The sequence below is a fragment of the Polaromonas sp. genome, assembly GCF_030680935.1.
Taxonomy (GTDB): domain Bacteria; phylum Pseudomonadota; class Gammaproteobacteria; order Burkholderiales; family Burkholderiaceae_C; genus Polaromonas.
Genome location: NZ_JAUXUP010000068.1, coordinates 23,708 through 39,129 on the forward strand (window position 1 = coordinate 23,708; position 15,422 = coordinate 39,129).

13 protein-coding genes are annotated in these 15,422 nt (G+C 61.3%); 7 read left to right on the plus strand and 6 right to left on the minus strand.

Annotated elements, in window-relative coordinates:
- Window positions 1-3: 3 nt before the first annotated feature.
- The 3 genes from lolA to Q8L50_RS16620 form a co-directional block, all read right to left on the minus strand.
- Window positions 4-696 carry an outer membrane lipoprotein chaperone LolA gene (lolA, locus tag Q8L50_RS16610; RefSeq protein WP_305349749.1) on the minus strand — a complete coding sequence of 231 codons (693 nt, stop codon included), beginning with the start codon at window positions 694-696 and terminating at the stop codon, window positions 4-6.
- 104 nt (window positions 697-800) lie between these two features.
- Window positions 801-3,149 (minus strand): DNA translocase FtsK, encoded by a 2,349-nt coding sequence (locus tag Q8L50_RS16615; protein ID WP_305349750.1) that lies wholly within the window; start codon window positions 3,147-3,149, stop codon window positions 801-803.
- Between the two features lie 66 nt (window positions 3,150-3,215).
- The gene (locus tag Q8L50_RS16620; RefSeq protein WP_305349751.1) at window positions 3,216-3,893 is read right to left on the minus strand and encodes a Crp/Fnr family transcriptional regulator; all 678 of its coding nucleotides are present in this window, start codon (window positions 3,891-3,893) and stop codon (window positions 3,216-3,218) included.
- Window positions 3,894-4,045: 152 nt separating this feature from the next.
- Between Q8L50_RS16620 and trxB the strand changes: the two genes are divergently transcribed.
- The 3 genes from trxB to rpmG all read left to right on the plus strand — a co-directional run bounded on the left by trxB (window position 4,046) and on the right by rpmG (window position 5,540).
- Window positions 4,046-4,987: a thioredoxin-disulfide reductase gene (gene trxB, locus Q8L50_RS16625; RefSeq protein WP_370869823.1), complete on the plus strand. Its 942-nt coding sequence runs from the start codon at window positions 4,046-4,048 to the stop codon at window positions 4,985-4,987.
- Between the two features lie 131 nt (window positions 4,988-5,118).
- Window positions 5,119-5,352 carry a 50S ribosomal protein L28 gene (gene rpmB, locus Q8L50_RS16630; protein WP_077593832.1) on the plus strand — a complete coding sequence of 78 codons (234 nt, stop codon included), beginning with the start codon at window positions 5,119-5,121 and terminating at the stop codon, window positions 5,350-5,352.
- A 20-nt stretch (window positions 5,353-5,372) separates the two neighbouring features.
- Window positions 5,373-5,540, plus strand: coding sequence for a 50S ribosomal protein L33 (rpmG, locus tag Q8L50_RS16635; RefSeq protein ID WP_007863188.1), 168 nt, complete (start codon window positions 5,373-5,375; stop codon window positions 5,538-5,540).
- Between the two features lie 289 nt (window positions 5,541-5,829).
- Here the strand turns inward: rpmG and Q8L50_RS16640 are convergent, their stop codons facing one another.
- Both Q8L50_RS16640 and Q8L50_RS16645 read right to left on the minus strand, forming a co-directional pair.
- Entirely contained in the window at window positions 5,830-7,029 is a 1,200-nt protein-coding gene (locus Q8L50_RS16640) for a fatty acid desaturase (RefSeq protein WP_305349752.1), read from the minus strand.
- A 192-nt stretch (window positions 7,030-7,221) separates the two neighbouring features.
- Window positions 7,222-8,475, minus strand: a complete 1,254-nt coding sequence (locus Q8L50_RS16645) for an RsmB/NOP family class I SAM-dependent RNA methyltransferase (RefSeq protein ID WP_305349753.1) — start codon at window positions 8,473-8,475, stop codon at window positions 7,222-7,224.
- A 53-nt stretch (window positions 8,476-8,528) separates the two neighbouring features.
- On the opposite strand from Q8L50_RS16645, the gene Q8L50_RS16650 reads away from it, so the two are divergent.
- From Q8L50_RS16650 to Q8L50_RS16660, 3 genes are all read left to right on the plus strand, one after another.
- Window positions 8,529-8,765, plus strand: a complete 237-nt coding sequence (locus Q8L50_RS16650) for a DUF1653 domain-containing protein (RefSeq protein ID WP_305349754.1) — start codon at window positions 8,529-8,531, stop codon at window positions 8,763-8,765.
- 35 nt (window positions 8,766-8,800) lie between these two features.
- Window positions 8,801-10,417 carry a peptide chain release factor 3 gene (locus tag Q8L50_RS16655; RefSeq protein WP_305349755.1) on the plus strand — a complete coding sequence of 539 codons (1,617 nt, stop codon included), beginning with the start codon at window positions 8,801-8,803 and terminating at the stop codon, window positions 10,415-10,417.
- A gap of 242 nt (window positions 10,418-10,659) precedes the next feature.
- A complete protein-coding gene (locus Q8L50_RS16660) occupies window positions 10,660-12,489 on the plus strand; it encodes a 7TM diverse intracellular signaling domain-containing protein (RefSeq protein ID WP_305349756.1) in 1,830 nt (609 codons plus the stop codon).
- Between the two features lie 32 nt (window positions 12,490-12,521).
- On the opposite strand, the gene Q8L50_RS16665 is transcribed toward Q8L50_RS16660, so the two are convergent.
- The gene (locus tag Q8L50_RS16665; protein ID WP_305349757.1) at window positions 12,522-12,989 is read right to left on the minus strand and encodes an Lrp/AsnC family transcriptional regulator; all 468 of its coding nucleotides are present in this window, start codon (window positions 12,987-12,989) and stop codon (window positions 12,522-12,524) included.
- Window positions 12,990-13,091: 102 nt separating this feature from the next.
- Here Q8L50_RS16665 and aceE point away from each other — a divergent pair.
- On the plus strand, window positions 13,092-15,422 hold a 2,331-nt coding region (gene aceE, locus Q8L50_RS16670; RefSeq protein ID WP_305349758.1), incomplete at its 3' end, for a pyruvate dehydrogenase (acetyl-transferring), homodimeric type.

Below are 15,422 nucleotides of genomic sequence, written 5' to 3' on the forward strand. Positions count from 1 at the left end.
TGTTTATTGCCGGATCAGGTCCGCACCGGCGGGCGGCTTGAACTGAAAAGTCGCAGCGCCAAGAGCCGGGTTCACCTCGAACTGGCTGAAACGCATCACCGAGCGCTGGCCAAAGCTGTCGAGGATTTCGAGTACCGCGAGTTCGCTGCCCTTGCCGGACTCCTTGAAGCCGACCAGGATGTTTTGCACCTGGCCGTCTTTGGTTTTTGGCGTGGCCTCTACCCATTCCAGTCCGTCCTTGTCGGGCCGTGGGACCAGCGTGAAATCGGCCTGCAGCGTTTTGAGATCTGCGGCGGCGGCAATAACTGCCGCCGGGGTGCCGCCCAGCACCTGCGACAACTTGCGGGCCGTCACCTGGTTCAGGTCCACATCGTGCAGCCACAAGGTCTGGCCATCGGAGACTATGCTTTGTTCAAACGGTTTTTTATAGACAAACTTGAAACGGTTGGGCCGCAGAAACTCAAAGCTGCCGCTGGATGTCTTGACTTTGGGCGCCTGGCCGTCACGCGCCGGGCTGGTCACCACCTGGGTGAAGGCGGCACGCCCGCTTTTGGTGTTTTTAACAAAAGCTTCCAGGCTTTCCAGGCCAGTCACCGTGGCCACCTGCGCGCTGGCAGCTATCGAAAGCGTGGCAAATAGCCCCGTCAGGGCGGCCTGGCGAAAGACAGTGAAAAGTTGCGGGTATGAATGGGTCATGGCGATGGCGGGGAAAGCCGCGTGAAGTGAACAGTGCCTGTGGGACTCAGGCCAAGGGAGATTGGTTGCCCCAACAATGTATCGCCCGGGTAAAAGTGGGCCTGTCATCCTTCGGCGCGTGCGGGCACCAGAATTTCGCGCTGCCCGCTGCCCGACATGGCGCTGACCATGCCCGATTTTTCCATCTCTTCGAGCATGCGGGCGGCCCGGTTGTAGCCGATCTTCAGATGCCGCTGCACGAGTGATATCGAGGCCTTGCGGTTTTTCAGCACGATCTCCACCGCCTGGTCGTACATCGGGTCTTTGTCGCCACCGGCCTCACCGAAGTCACCGCCCAGGTCGCCACCTTCGCCATCGACCGTGCCGCCTTCGAGCACGCCATCGATGTAATTGGGCTCACCCTGCTGCTTGAGGTAGGCCACCACGCGGTGGACTTCGTCGTCGCTGACAAAAGCGCCATGCACGCGTATCGGAAAACCGGTGCCGCTGGGCATATAAAGCATGTCGCCCATGCCCAGCAGGGCTTCGGCGCCCATCTGGTCGAGAATGGTACGGCTGTCGATCTTGCTGCTGACCTGAAAACTCAGCCGCGTTGGAATGTTGGCCTTGATCAGGCCGGTGATCACATCCACACTGGGGCGCTGCGTAGCCAACACCAGGTGGATGCCTGCGGCGCGTGCTTTCTGCGCCAGGCGTGCAATCAGCTCCTCAATCTTCTTGCCGACCACCATCATCAAATCGGCCAGCTCGTCGATCACGACCACGATGTAGGGCAGCCGTTCCAGCGGTTCCGGTTGATCCGGCGTCAGACTGAAAGGGTTGTAGACAAACTCGCCACGGGCCTTGGCCTCGTCTATCTTGACGTTGTAGCCGGCCAGATTGCGAACGCCCATCTTGCTCATGAGTTTGTAGCGCTTTTCCATCTCGGCAACGCACCAGTTCAGGCCGTGCGCGGCCTGGCGCATGTCGGTCACGACCGGGGCCAGCAGATGCGGGATGCCTTCATAAACACTCATCTCGAGCATCTTGGGGTCGATCAGCAACAGACGCACATCGCGGGCATCGGCCTTGTAGAGCAGGCTCAGGATCATCGCGTTGATGCCGACCGACTTGCCCGAGCCGGTGGTGCCCGCAACGAGGCAATGCGGCATCTTCGCCAGGTCTGCCACCACGGGGGCGCCGCTGATGTCCTTGCCCAGGCCAATGGTCAACATGGACTTGGCTTCGTTGTACACCTGCGAGCCAAGAATTTCGCTGAGCTTGATGGACTGGCGCTTGGCGTTGGGCAACTCCAGCGCCATGAAGTTTTTGCCGGGAATGGTTTCAATCACACGAATCGAGACCAGGCTCAATGCGCGCGCCAGGTCTTTGGCCAGGTTCACAATCTGCGCCCCCTTGACACCGGTGGCGGGTTCGATCTCGTAACGTGTGATGACGGGCCCGGGCGCCGCTGCCACCACCCGCACCTCGACGCCGAAGTCCTTGAGCTTTTTCTCGATCAGGCGCGAGGTCATCTCCAGCGTCTCGGGCGCCACGGTTTCCTGTCGGCTCAAGGCGCCATCGAGCAGATCGACCTGCGGCAGTTTGGAGTCGGGCATCTCGCTGAACAGCGGTTTTTGCCGCTCTTTGGCCACCCGCTCGCTTTTGGGAATTTCGACCAGCGTGGACTCAATCAGCACCGGCACCGGATGCTGCTCTTCAATCTCTATGCGTTCTTCATGCAGGGTTTCCTCACGCTCCATAGCGGCAGCCCGTCCGACCGCCAGATCCTGGGCGATCACGCGTTTTTCACGGCGCGACTCGATCTGCTCGTCAATCCAGGCGCCTATACGCTGCGCGGCGTGCGCCCACGAAAAGGAAAATACCACCGACACCGCGATCACACCCAGCGCAATCCAGACCAGGCCAGAGCCGGTAAAACCCAGCCATTTCACGCTGGTGGGGCCAGCCAGGTACCCCAGCACCCCGCCTGCATGGCCGGGCAAACTGGCCTCAAAGCGGTAAAGGCGCGACCATTCCAGCGCGCTGCTGGCCAATAGCACCAAGCCCAGGGAAGCCCAGAATTTGACGCGCCCCAGCGCGCTGCGAACCACGGGCTGGCCGCGCAGCCCGCGCGCCAACGAAGCCAGCCAGACCCGCAGACCCGCTGCAAGCGCCCACCAGACAGAAAAACCAAAAATAAAATAACTGACGTCGGCCAGATGGGCACCCAGGCGACCGCCCCAGTTGCGGGTGCTCGTCGCGCCGGCCTTCAGCGCGCTGTGGGCCTGGTCGCTGCCGGTGGTGGACCAGGCCGCGTCCTGCGGCGAATAACTGAGCAGCGCACCCAGCCAGAAGACCAGCGCGAGCAACCCCAGGATCAGGCTGACTTCATGCGCAAAGCGCTTGATACCGCCCGCAGGGCCTGCGGTGGCGGAGGTTCGGGAGTTCAATGTGTCGAGGGAGTAAGTCATAAAAGCAGTCCTGAGCTTACCTCAGTTGACCCGGCGTTCATGACTGCAAACAGGCTGTAACCAGCCTTACCCGAGGCTATGCAACCGGTCCTTGACCCACATGGCGCCATCGGTGCGGGTCTCGATGAAACCGCGCTCTTCCAGGTCTTTCATCACACGACTGACCATCTCTCGCGACGCGCCCACCATTTTGGCCAGGTCCTGGCGCGACACCTTGTCGCGGATCACCAATTGGCCCTCGCGGTCGGCCACGGCGGACTCGAGCAGTGATCTGGCCACACGGCCATAAACGTCCATCAAGGCCAGCGATTCAATCTTGCGGTCGGCCTGACGCAGCCTTTGCACCAGGCCCTTCATGACCGCATAGGCCATGGAGCTGTTTTCAGGCAGGCAGCGTGCAAATTCGGGCCGACCTACCACCAGCACGTCGGTCTGGACTTCTGTGCGTACGGTGGCCGAATGGGGTTCGTTGTCGATCAGGCTCATCTCGCCCAGGTAGTCTCCCGGGTGCAGGGTGGCCAGAATGACCTCTCGGCCACGCGCATCGGCGGTGACCACGCGCGCACGCCCGGTCAGGATGATGGCCAGCGCATTGGACTGCTTGCCCTGCTCGACAATCGCCTCGCCGCGCTTGTAGCGGCGCTTGATAACCGCCGCAGCCACCGTTTCCGCCTGGGACGCCGTCAGCATCGAGAACAGCGGCACCCGACGAATCAGTTCCAGGTTAGACACCATCGTAGTCATACAACTTCTCCAGAGCGCAACGCCGACCCCGTTCGGGAATTCTTACAATAGCGTGTGTTGTGCCAACTATTTCCGTCCTTCAGGGGTTTTAAACCCTGAGGGCTGCCCCGACTCTAACTGAGTTCCAACGTTTTTCCCTACAGATTTTCACCATGCGACATTCCAAAGTCCTCATCCTTGGATCGGGCCCTGCCGGTTACACCGCCGCCGTTTATGCGGCACGGGCCAACCTCAACCCGATGCTGATCACCGGCATCGCGCAAGGCGGTCAACTCATGACCACCACCGACGTGGACAACTGGCCGGCCGACCCCCTGGGCGTTCAGGGGCCGGCACTGATGCAGCGCTTTCTGGAGCACGCAGAACGCTTCAAAACCGAGGTTATCTTCGACCACATCAACAAGGTTGATTTCAGCCAGCGGCCTTTCACCTTGACCGGTGACAGCGGCACCTACACTTGCGACGCCTTGATCATTGCCACTGGCGCTTCGGCCAAGTACCTCGGACTGGACTCTGAAACTGCTTTTATGGGCCGCGGCGTGTCGGGCTGCGCGACCTGCGACGGTTTTTTCTACCGCAACCAGGAAGTCTGCGTGGTCGGCGGCGGTAACACTGCGGTGGAAGAAGCTCTTTACCTGTCCAACATTGCCAGCAAGGTCTACCTGGTGCACAGGCGCGACAAGTTCAAGGCCGAAGCGATTTTGATCGACAAGCTGCATGAAAAAGTAGCTGCAGGCAAAATCGAGTTGAAACTTCACCAGACCCTGAACGAAGTGCTGGGCGACGCATCGGGGGTCAATGGCGTGCGGCTGAAGAGCACCGTCACTGACGCCACCCAGGACATCGCACTGCAAGGCTGCTTCATCGCCATTGGCCATCAACCCAACACCGATATATTTGCCGGCCAGCTGGACATGAAAGACGGCTACATCATCACCAAGACCGGCTTGCAAGGCTTTGCAACCATGACCAGTGTGCCGGGCGTGTTTGCCGCCGGGGACGTGCAGGACCATGTGTACCGGCAGGCCATCACCAGCGCCGGTACCGGCTGCATGGCCGCCCTGGACGCGCAGCGCTTCCTGGAACAGAGTTAGGGCCCCACGGTATCTCGAAGCCCCTGGCAGCCTGCGACTTGAGGGCCGCTCGTTTTCAGGCTATAATCTAGGGCTTGGCTGAGCACCCTCCGGGGTCCGGCATCCGATTTCTTTTTTTACGGAGAGTGCTCATGGCACGCGTCTGTCAGGTAACGGGCAAAGGCCCGATGGTGGGAAACAATGTTTCTCACGCCAACAACAAAACCAAACGCCGGTTTTTGCCTAATCTGCAATACCGCCGTTTCTGGGTCGAGACTGAAAACCGCTGGGTCCGCCTGCGCGTGACCAGTGCTGGCCTGCGCCTTGTGGACAAACTCGGTATCGACGCGGTCCTGGTGGACCTGCGCGCCCGCGGCGAAATCTAAGCAAGTCAAGGAAAACCATCATGGCTAAAGGCGCACGCGAAAAAATCAAGCTGGAATCAACCGCCGGCACCGGTCACTTCTACACGACCACCAAAAACAAGAAGACCACACCTGACAAGATGCTGATCATGAAATTTGATCCCAAAGCACGCAAGCATGTGGAATACAAGGAAATCAAGCTGAAGTAATTCAGACTGGTTGGCGACGCTTCGGCTGTCGCCCCTCAAAAACCCGCGGGTATCCGGCGGGTTTTTTTATGCCTGCCTGCTTTTGCCTGTCCGCCAGCAAAGGGCTTCCCGTCAAGAATTCGGGGAGCCAGCGGGCCCACGGAGAATGTAGCCAGCGTCGGGCACATGTGAAAGCCCATGGCCCATGGAACCGCTGGGCACAAAGGCAGGTCCATGAAAAAAGCCGCTACAGCGGTGAGGCTGTGCGGCTTGATGGGAAGAGATGCTTCAGCCGCACGGGGCCGCGGGACTAGGCGCGGGCAGCGCGCAGCTTCACCGAGAATTCTTGCAATGCGGCAATACCGCTCTCTTCAGCGCGGCGGCACCAAGCCTGAAGGTCGGCGGCCAGTTGCTCGCGTGATGCCGAAGTGGACATCCACATCTGGCGCAACTCTTCGCGCATGGTGACCATTTTATCGAGCACGGGATGCTCGGCGCGGGCCTGGGCCACTTGTGACTTTGCAGCCGCAGGCACCTTGTCGTCGTCGCGGTGCAACCAGCGGTTGGCCGCCTGAAGTACGGAAAAATCCGCCTTGCGCGCTTTCAGTGCCTCGATTTCAGCCTTGCCGGTGCGGCGCAGCCCGCGCGCAAAACCAGCCATCATTTCGTAGCGGTGGGCAATCAGGGCTTCCAGCGTTTTTTCATCAGCCACCGGCTGGATGTTGCCGAGCTGAAGCTTGGGCGGCACTTTTTTGACTGTTGCCAGGCCCATTTTCTCCAGCGCCCGGATGTAACCCCAGCCGATGTCGAACTCATAGGGCTTGACAGAAAACTTGGCCGAAGTCGGGTAGGTGTGGTGGTTGTTGTGCAGCTCTTCGCCACCAATCATGATGCCCCACGGCGAGATATTGGTGCTGGCGTCCGGCGCCTCGAAGTTGCGGTAACCCCAGTAGTGACCGATGCCATTGATGATGCCGGCAGCGGTGACCGGAATCCATGCCATTTGCACCGCCCAGACGGCCAGGCCCGCCGCGCCGAACAGGGCCAGGTTGATGATCATCATCAGGCCAACGCCCTGCCAGCTGTAACGCGTGTACAGATTGCGCTCAATCCAGTCGTTGGGCGTGCCGTGGCCATACTTGACCATGGTTTCCTTGTTCTTGCTTTCTGCACGGTACAGCTCGGCACCTTCCCAGAAGACTTTTTTGATACCAAAGGCCTGTGGGCTGTGCGGATCTTCCGAAGTTTCGCATTTGGCGTGGTGCTTGCGGTGAATCGACACCCACTCCTTGGTGACCTGGCCGGTGCCCAGCCAGAGCCAGAAACGGAAAAAATGCGCCGGAATGGCATGCAGGTCCATCGCGCGGTGCGCCTGATGGCGGTGCAGATAGATCGTCACGCTGGCGATCGTGATGTGGGTGGTCACCAGCGCGTACAAGACGATTTGCCACCAGCTTGCAGCGAGCAGCCCGTTTGCCAGCCAGTCAAGGGCGGCATCAAACAAAATCATAAAAGTCCTTTAAATAAACTGCACCGGAACCGGCCCAGGCGGGCCTCGAACGGTCTGTACCAGACAACCAACAATTGTAAGGCGATCCCCCCGGAACGCCAAATTTGGCAAGCCTGCTCCAGGCCTTGCAACAGCCAAATTTGGCAATAAGCCGCTAATTTACGGCTACTTCACACTACGTCGGCAAAAATTTCAGGACTTTTGCCAAACGGCAGCGAAAAATCCATCCGTGTGGTGCAGGTGCGGCCACAATCTCAGATACGGCCCGCGGCAAAGTGTGTCAGCCGCCTCCACCCCCAGATGCGTCAACAAGGGGCCGGCTTCAAGGGGCTGGAATTCTTTATTTGCGGCGCTGAAAGCCTCGGCAATCGCCTCGTTTTCTTCGCGCAGGATGCTGCAGGTCGCATAAACCAGCCGGCCGCCAGGCTTGAGCAGGCGTGAGGCACTCTGCAAAATTGCGGTTTGTTTGGCGGTCAACTCTTCGATGGCTTTCGGGTTGTGCCGCCATTTGAGGTCGGGGTTGCGCCGCAGGGTGCCCAGGCCCGAACACGGCGCATCCACCAGCACCCGGTCTATCTTGCCAGCCAGGCGCTTGATGCGGTCGTCCCGTTCATGCGCGATCGCCACCGGGTGCACATTGGACAGGCCGCTGCGCGCCAGACGCGGCTTCAGCGCATCGAGCCGGTGGCCCGAGGTGTCAAAGGCATACAGGCGGCCGGTGTTGCGCATGCTGGCGCCCAGCGCAAGGGTTTTACCGCCAGCTCCGGCACAGAAGTCCACCACCATCTCACCGCGTTTGGCATCCACCAGCAGGGCCAGCAATTGCGAGCCCTCGTCCTGCACCTCCATAGCGCCGCGGGTAAAGGCGTCCAGCTTGTTCAGGGCCGGCTTGCCGGCCAGCCGCAGCCCCCAGGGCGAATACGGAGTTGCTACTGTTTTGATAGCTGCTTTCGCAAGCTCCTTCTGGATGTCAGCCCGTTTATCCTTCAAAGTATTGACACGCAGATCGAGGCCTGCGGGGGCGTTGAGGCTGTCCACCAGAGGCCAGAAGTCGCCTTCCAGCTGCGCTTTCAGCGGCTCGACCAGCCAGGCCGGCAGGTTGTGCCGGTGCAGCTCCATCAGGTCGGCTGGTAAAACCTGGTCGCAGCGGGCCAGCCAGTCTTTTTCCTGATCGGTCAGAGCGCCCAGCAGGAAATCACGTTCGGCGGCGAAACCCAAAATGGCAAGGCGCCGCTCAGTCGGGCCGCTGCCGTGCTGGGCCAGATAGCTGTAAAGATTTTTCTTGCGCAGCACGCCGTAAATCGTCTCTGCCACGGTGGCGCGCTCGCGCGGCCCAAGTCGCTGCTCACGGAAGTGGCGCGACACCACCATGTCGGCGGGGTGTTCGAACCGGAGAACCTGCTTGAGAAGGACGGAACAACTGTCGAGTAAGGCGTTAGGATGCATGACCCCATTGTCCCACCGCAGGCCCGCGTCGCGCCTTTTGACCTTTGATGCCCATGTCCGACACCCTGCCCCCGCTGATAGAAACCCCGCCCGGCCTGTACCGTCACTACAAGGGCCTGATGTATGAGGTGGTGGGCACCGTGCGCCACAGCGAGACCCTGGAAGCCCTGACCCTGTACCGTGCGCTTTACGGCGACAAGGGCCTGTGGGTGCGACCGGCAGCCATGTTCAATGAAGAGGTGCTGATTGACGGCATCAGCCAGCCGCGCTTCGCAAAACAGCCCGCATAGCGCCCCGTCTCCCCCGTCACGGATAATCGTGGGTTATGTCCGAATCCACTGAAATCGAAAAACAGGTCAAGCGCCGCCGCACGTTTGCCATCATTTCCCACCCCGACGCGGGTAAAACCACGCTGACTGAAAAGCTGCTGCTGTTCTCTGGCGCGATCCAGATCGCCGGTAGCGTGAAAGCGCGCAAGGCCGCGCGCCACGCCACCTCCGACTGGATGGAAATTGAGAAGCAGCGCGGCATCTCCGTGGCCTCATCGGTCATGCAGATGGAGTACCGCGACTGCGTGATCAACCTGCTCGACACCCCCGGCCACCAGGATTTTTCCGAAGACACCTACCGCGTGCTGACCGCGGTTGATGCCGCGTTGATGGTGATTGACGCTGCCAACGGCGTTGAGCCGCAGACGCGCCGCCTGCTGCAGGTCTGCCGCGCGCGCAATACGCCCATCCTGACCTTCGTCAACAAAATGGACCGCGAGGTGCAGGACCCGATGAGCGTGATGGACGAAATCGAGCAGGAGCTCGGCATGACCGTCGTGCCCTTCACCTGGCCGGTTGGCATGGGCAAGCTGTTCCACGGCGTTTACGACCGGCGCGAAAAGCGCATGCGGGTCTTCAGCCCCGGCGAAGACAAGGCCGGCGGCGACGATGAAATTCTGGCAGGCCTGGACAACGCGGAGGCGGCCAAACGCTTCGGTGCCGAGTTCACACAGGCGCAGGGTGAGCTGGAGCTGCTCGAAGGCGCCTCGCCGGAATTTGACCGCGCCGCCTTTCTGGCCGGCAAACAGACGCCGATGTTTTTCGGCTCAGCGATCAACAATTTTGGCGTGCAGGAAGTGCTGGACGCGCTGGTGGACCTGGCCCCCGCCCCCGGCGACCGCAGCGCCATACAGCGCGTGGTGCATCCCGAAGAGAAAAAATTCTCCGGTGTGGTTTTCAAGATCCAGGCCAACATGGACCCGGCGCACCGCGACCGCATTGCTTTTTTGCGCGTCGCCAGCGGCGAGTTCACACGCGGCATGCGCCTCAAAGTGGTGCGCAGCGGCAAGGAGCTGCGCCCCAACACGGTGGTGAGTTTCATGAGCCAGCGCCGTGAACTGCTGGACACTGCGTTTGCCGGCGACATCATCGGCATCCCGAATCACGGCGTGCTGCAACTCGGCGACACGCTGACCGAGGGCGAAGCGCTGCAGTTCACAGGCCTGCCCTTTTTTGCACCCGAGATGTTCCGCGCCGTCGAAGTGGCCGACCCGCTGCGCAGCAAGCAATTGCGCGCCGGCCTGACGCAGCTCGGCGAAGAAGGCGCGATCCAGGTCTTCCGTCCGATTGCCGGCTCTTTGCTGTTGCTCGGCGCGGTCGGTCAATTGCAGTTTGAAGTCGTGGCGCACCGGCTCGAGCATGAATACGGCGTGAAGGCGCGCATCATGGGCAGCCAGTTCAACCTGGCGCGCTGGGTCACCTGCGACGACCCGAGCGAGCTCAAGAAATTCATCGACGCCAATTCACACCGTGTGGCGCTGGATGCAGTCGATGCGCCCACGCTGCTGGTGGATCACAGCGCCACACTGCGGGCGGTGGAGCAGCAGTGGCCCAAAATCAAATTCCATGCGCTGCGTGAACACGCCGGCCTGGTGTTTCAGGCGAAAATTTAGCCTTTTGGGCCTCTAGCCCTTATCAGACGTGCGCAGAAAGCTATCAATTTTGTAGCGTCTAAAACACGGGCCGTTCCGTTCGTTTTCAGAAACTCCCCGACTTCCAGCAGGATCAGCCCGTTGTTGTCATTGCCGACGATGAGGCGCGTCGCATCCACCACATCGACGTTTCAGGTGGTGGGAAAAGCGGCTTGCGCGGCCTGCTGTCACGGAAAGTCGCACTTTTGCAATAAGCTAGGGGCATGTCAAAAAGCCGCATCCTGCGCAGTTTTTTCGGGCTGCTACTCGGCCTGTTGCTGCAGGCCGCTCATGCGCAGGACTTTGACCGCCTCTGGGAAGGCAGCGCCACCGTGGCGCTGGCCGCACCTTTGCAGTGGGTGGCGGTACCCAAGGGCAGCATCACCTCGCCCGAGGCCTTCACCGCAGCCGGGCCCTCGGACTTGCAGCCTTACACCAGCACCACCGCCCTGCCCACCTCTGACAAGCACGACGTCTGGGTCAGCTTTTCGCTGCCCGCGACTGAAACCCTGCAAACCTGGTACATCCGGCTGCCGGGGCAGGTGATCAGCAAGGCGAGTCTTTTCTCGCCTACCCCACAGGGTGGCTGGATAGTCCAGTCGGCCGGTCGGGCGCTGGCGCCAGCCGACTGGTCATTGCGCACCCGCGTGCCCAGCTTTGAACTGCAAACCCGCAGTGATGGCATGCAAACCTTTTACCTGCGTTATGAAAACTGGCGGGTGATCACCGGCAGGCCCATGTTGCTGTCGCCAGTGGAATACATCGACGGCGCTTCCCGCGTGGGTGTGGTCATTGGCCTGATGTGGGGCATGTTCACCGTGTTGGCCGTGTTGAGTCTGGCCGCTTTTGCGATGGCGCGCACCCGCGTTTTTTGGTGGTTTGGCGCCCTGGTGGTGACGCTGATGTTCACCCAGCTGGTGCTGATCGGTTACGGCGGCTGGCGCATGTGGCCGGGCAGCGTGCACCTCAATCAGGTCATGGGTTGGGTCTCGGGGATGCTGAGCATCGCCGCTGGCGCCTGGTTCTGCATACACGCCAGTTACGCCAGAAGCAGTCACCCCCACATTTACCGGCTGCTTGCCACCATCACTGCGGGCAGCCTGCTCATGGCCGGGGTGATGGCGATTGGGCAGGACTTCATCCCGCGCGATCTGCGAAATCTGTGGCTGGCGCTGGCCACCGTGGCCATTCTGGGCAGCCTCATCTGGATGGCACTGCGCGGGCAGCTCTGGAACCTGCTGCTGTTGGTGGGTACCGCACCCATCGCGCTGGCGGCCCTGGCGCGGGTGTTCTACAACGTGGGTTGGGTGATGAACATCGAGGTGGCGCAGACCGCCGGCGTGTTGTCGGCCATGGTCGGGCTGCTAGGTATCTTCATGGTGCTGGCATGGCGCAGCCGGGCGGCACTGTTTTCAACCCATCGCGGCGCAGCCCTGGCCAACTATGACCCGGCCAGCGGGCTGATGCTGCCCCGCGTCATCGACGGCAGGCTGACACAAATGCTGGTGCGCGCACGCCGACAGCGGCTGGAGTGCGGTCTGCTGATGCTGCGCTGGCTTGATCAAACGCCGAGTCCCGATGAACTGAGCGACCCCAAGCGCAGCACCGCGCTGTCTCGCATCGGGGAAATCCTGCGCCGCGCTGCGCGCGACATGGACACCGTGGTTCGTTACGACGAGAACCAGTTTCTGATGCTGCTCGAAGGCCCGGTCAGCCGCACTGGGGTCTCGGAGATCTCCACCAAAATCCTGGCCGACTGCATACGCCTGGCGGACAAGCTGGACGATCCCAACGCTTTCAACCTGCACATTGCCATCTGGCATGACATGCCCGGCAAGCAGACCGGCCAGTCCATCATCCACAGCCTCAAGACCCGCCTGAACCGCATGGTGTCGGGGCCCAGGCGCTACGTCCAGTTTGTGGATTCCGCGGGCGAGCCGGAAAGTATTCCGGCAGAAGACAGCACCCGCCGCGAAGATCTTCTGGCAAAGATCAATGCGATGGAAACCTCACATCCCGGTCTTGCCCGCGAACAGCTGCCGCCACTGCCCTGAGCCTGGTTTTTCAAGCCTTCCGAAGGCCGCGCTCATGGCGCTGGTAGCGGCAGCGCGGTTTTGTACCTGACCTGCTTGAGCGCAAAGCTCGAACGTATTTTTTCAATGCCGGGAATCGGCGTGAGCTGCTCCAGGATGAATTTTTCCAGCGCCGCCATGTCGGCCACGGCGACACGGATCAAATAGTCGCTGTCACCGGTCATCAGGTAGCACTCCATCACCTCGTCGTGCTCGACGATGCGGCGCTCAAATTCGGCCAGCGATTCCTTGTTTTGCGATCTCAGGCTGATGGATACAAACACCGTCAGCCCCAGGCCCAGAGCGGCGGCACTGGCAATTGCCACATAACGGTCTATCACACCGCTCGCCTCCAGCGCCTTGACGCGGGCCAGACAGGGCGACGGACTCAAGTGCACACGTTTGGCCAGCGCCACGTTGGACAGCGAGCCGTCGCGCTGCAGTTCGTGAAGTATCCGCAAATCGGTGCTATCAAGTTTCATGGGTCGTCAAATGGTTGTTCGGCAGCATTTTATGCCGTTGGATCAGTGTTTCACGGCGTTTTTTGACACCTCATATGGGCAAAAACAACCTATATTGAGCGCATGAACGCACCCCTTTCCCTGCAGCAACTGCAAGCCGACTACACGCGCGCCGCCGATGCCGACCCCCAGGAAAGCGCCGAATGGCGCGAGGCTTTTCTGGCGCTTGCGGCGGCACAGGGTCCGCCCCGCGCACGTTACCTGCTCGATGAACTGGCCCGCCTCGCACGAGAGCAGCGTGTGGGCTGGACCCCCGAGCTCGCCACGCCTTATGTCAATACAGTGGGGGTCGATGAGCAGCCGGTGTTTCCGGGCGATCTGGCCATGGAAGAACGCCTGGCCTCCCTGATGCGCTGGAACGCACTGGCCATGGTGGTACGCGCCAACCAGGCCGAGTCAGGGGGCTCCAGCGAACTCGGTGGCCACATCGCCAGTTATGCGAGTGCGGCCGACCTGTTCGAGACCGGTTTTAACCATTTCTTCCATGCGCGCGAAGGCCTGGCCGCGGGCCAGCACCGGGGCGACTTGGTGTTTTTTCAGCCACACAGCGCGCCCGGTGTGTATGCCCGCGCCTATCTGGAAGGCCGTCTGAGAGAGAAGGATTTGAGCTTTTACCGGCAGGAGTTGTCGGCACCGGGCCAGGGCGCACAAGGCCTGTGCAGCTACCCGCACCCCTACCTGATGCCGGACTTCTGGCAGTTCCCCACCGGCTCCATGGGCATAGGCCCGATCAGCTCGATTTACCACGCGCGTTTCATGCGTTACCTCACCCACCGCCGCCTGCTCGATTGTGCAGGCCGCAAGGTCTGGGGCGTATTTGGCGACGGTGAGATGGACGAGCCCGAATCCATGAGCGCGCTGACCCTGGCCGCGCGCGAGGGGCTGGATAACCTGGTATGGGTGGTCAATTGCAACCTGCAGCGGTTGGACGGCCCGGTGCGCGGCAATGGCCGCATCATCGACGAACTGGAAAAGCTTTTTTCCGGCGCCGGCTGGAACGTGATCAAGCTGGTCTGGGGCAGCGACTGGGACGGCCTGTTTGCGCGCGACCTTACTGGTGCGCTGACGCAGGCCTTTGCACACACCGTGGACGGCCAGATGCAGACCTTTGCCGCCAAGGATGGCCGCTTCAACCGCGACAACTTTTTCGGCCAGAACGAAGAACTCGCCCGCCTGGCGCAGGGCATGACGGACGAGCAAATAGACCGGCTCAAACGCGGCGGCCATGACCTGGTGAAAATCCATGCCGCTTATGCCGCTGCGGCCAATCACACCGGCCAGCCCACGGTGATCCTGGCACACACCAAAAAAGGCTACGGCATGGGCAGCGCCGGCCAGGGCAAGATGACCACACACTCGCAAAAGAAGTTTGATGAAAGTGAGCTGCTGGAATTTCGCAACCGCTTCAACCTGCCGCTCAGCGATGAACAGGCCAGGCAGATCGCGTTTTACAAACCGGCCGACGACAGCCCCGAGATGCAGTACCTGCACGCGCGACGTGCGGCGTTGGGCGGCTACCTGCCGCGCCGCGACACCGCCGCCGAAGTCATCGCAGCGCCCGACCTGACGGCCTACGCCAGCTTTGCACTTGGCGCCGGTGGCAAGGAGATGAGCACCACCATGGCCTTTGTACGCATGCTGGGCGGCCTGCTGAAAGATGCCGCATTAGGCCCGCGCATCGTCCCCATCGTGGCCGACGAAGCGCGCACCTTCGGCATGGCCAACCTGTTCAAGCAGGTCGGCATTTATTCGAGCGTGGGCCAGAAGTACGCGCCGGAAGACATCGGCTCGGTGCTGAGTTACCGCGAGGCGCTGGACGGGCAAATCCTGGAGGAAGGCATCAGCGAAGCCGGCGCCCTGGCCAGCTGGACGGCCGCCGCCACCAGCTACAGCGTGCACGGGCTGGCGATGTTGCCGTTTTATATCTACTACTCGATGTTCGGCTTCCAACGTGTGGGCGACCAGATCTGGGCCGCGGCCGACCAGCGCGCGCGCGGATTTTTGCTGGGCGCCACGTCAGGCCGCACCACGCTGGGCGGCGAGGGCCTGCAGCACCAGGACGGCAGCCGCCACCTGGTCGCGGCGACCATCCCGAACTGCAAGGCTTACGACCCGGCCTTTGCCGGCGAGATGGCGGCCATCGTCGACCACGGCATGCGCGAGATGCTGGTGCAGCAGCAGGATGTCTTCTATTACCTGACGCTGATGAACGAGAACTACGCCCAGCCTGATCTGCGGCCCGGCTCGGAAGCCGGCATTGTTCGTGGTTGCTATAAATTTGCTAGCTACTCGCGCACACCAGACAAGGGCCAGAGCCCGAAAAGGCTTGAAAAAGTGACGCTGCTGGGCTCCGGCGCGATTTTGACCGAGGTGATCAAGGCGGCGCAGCAACTG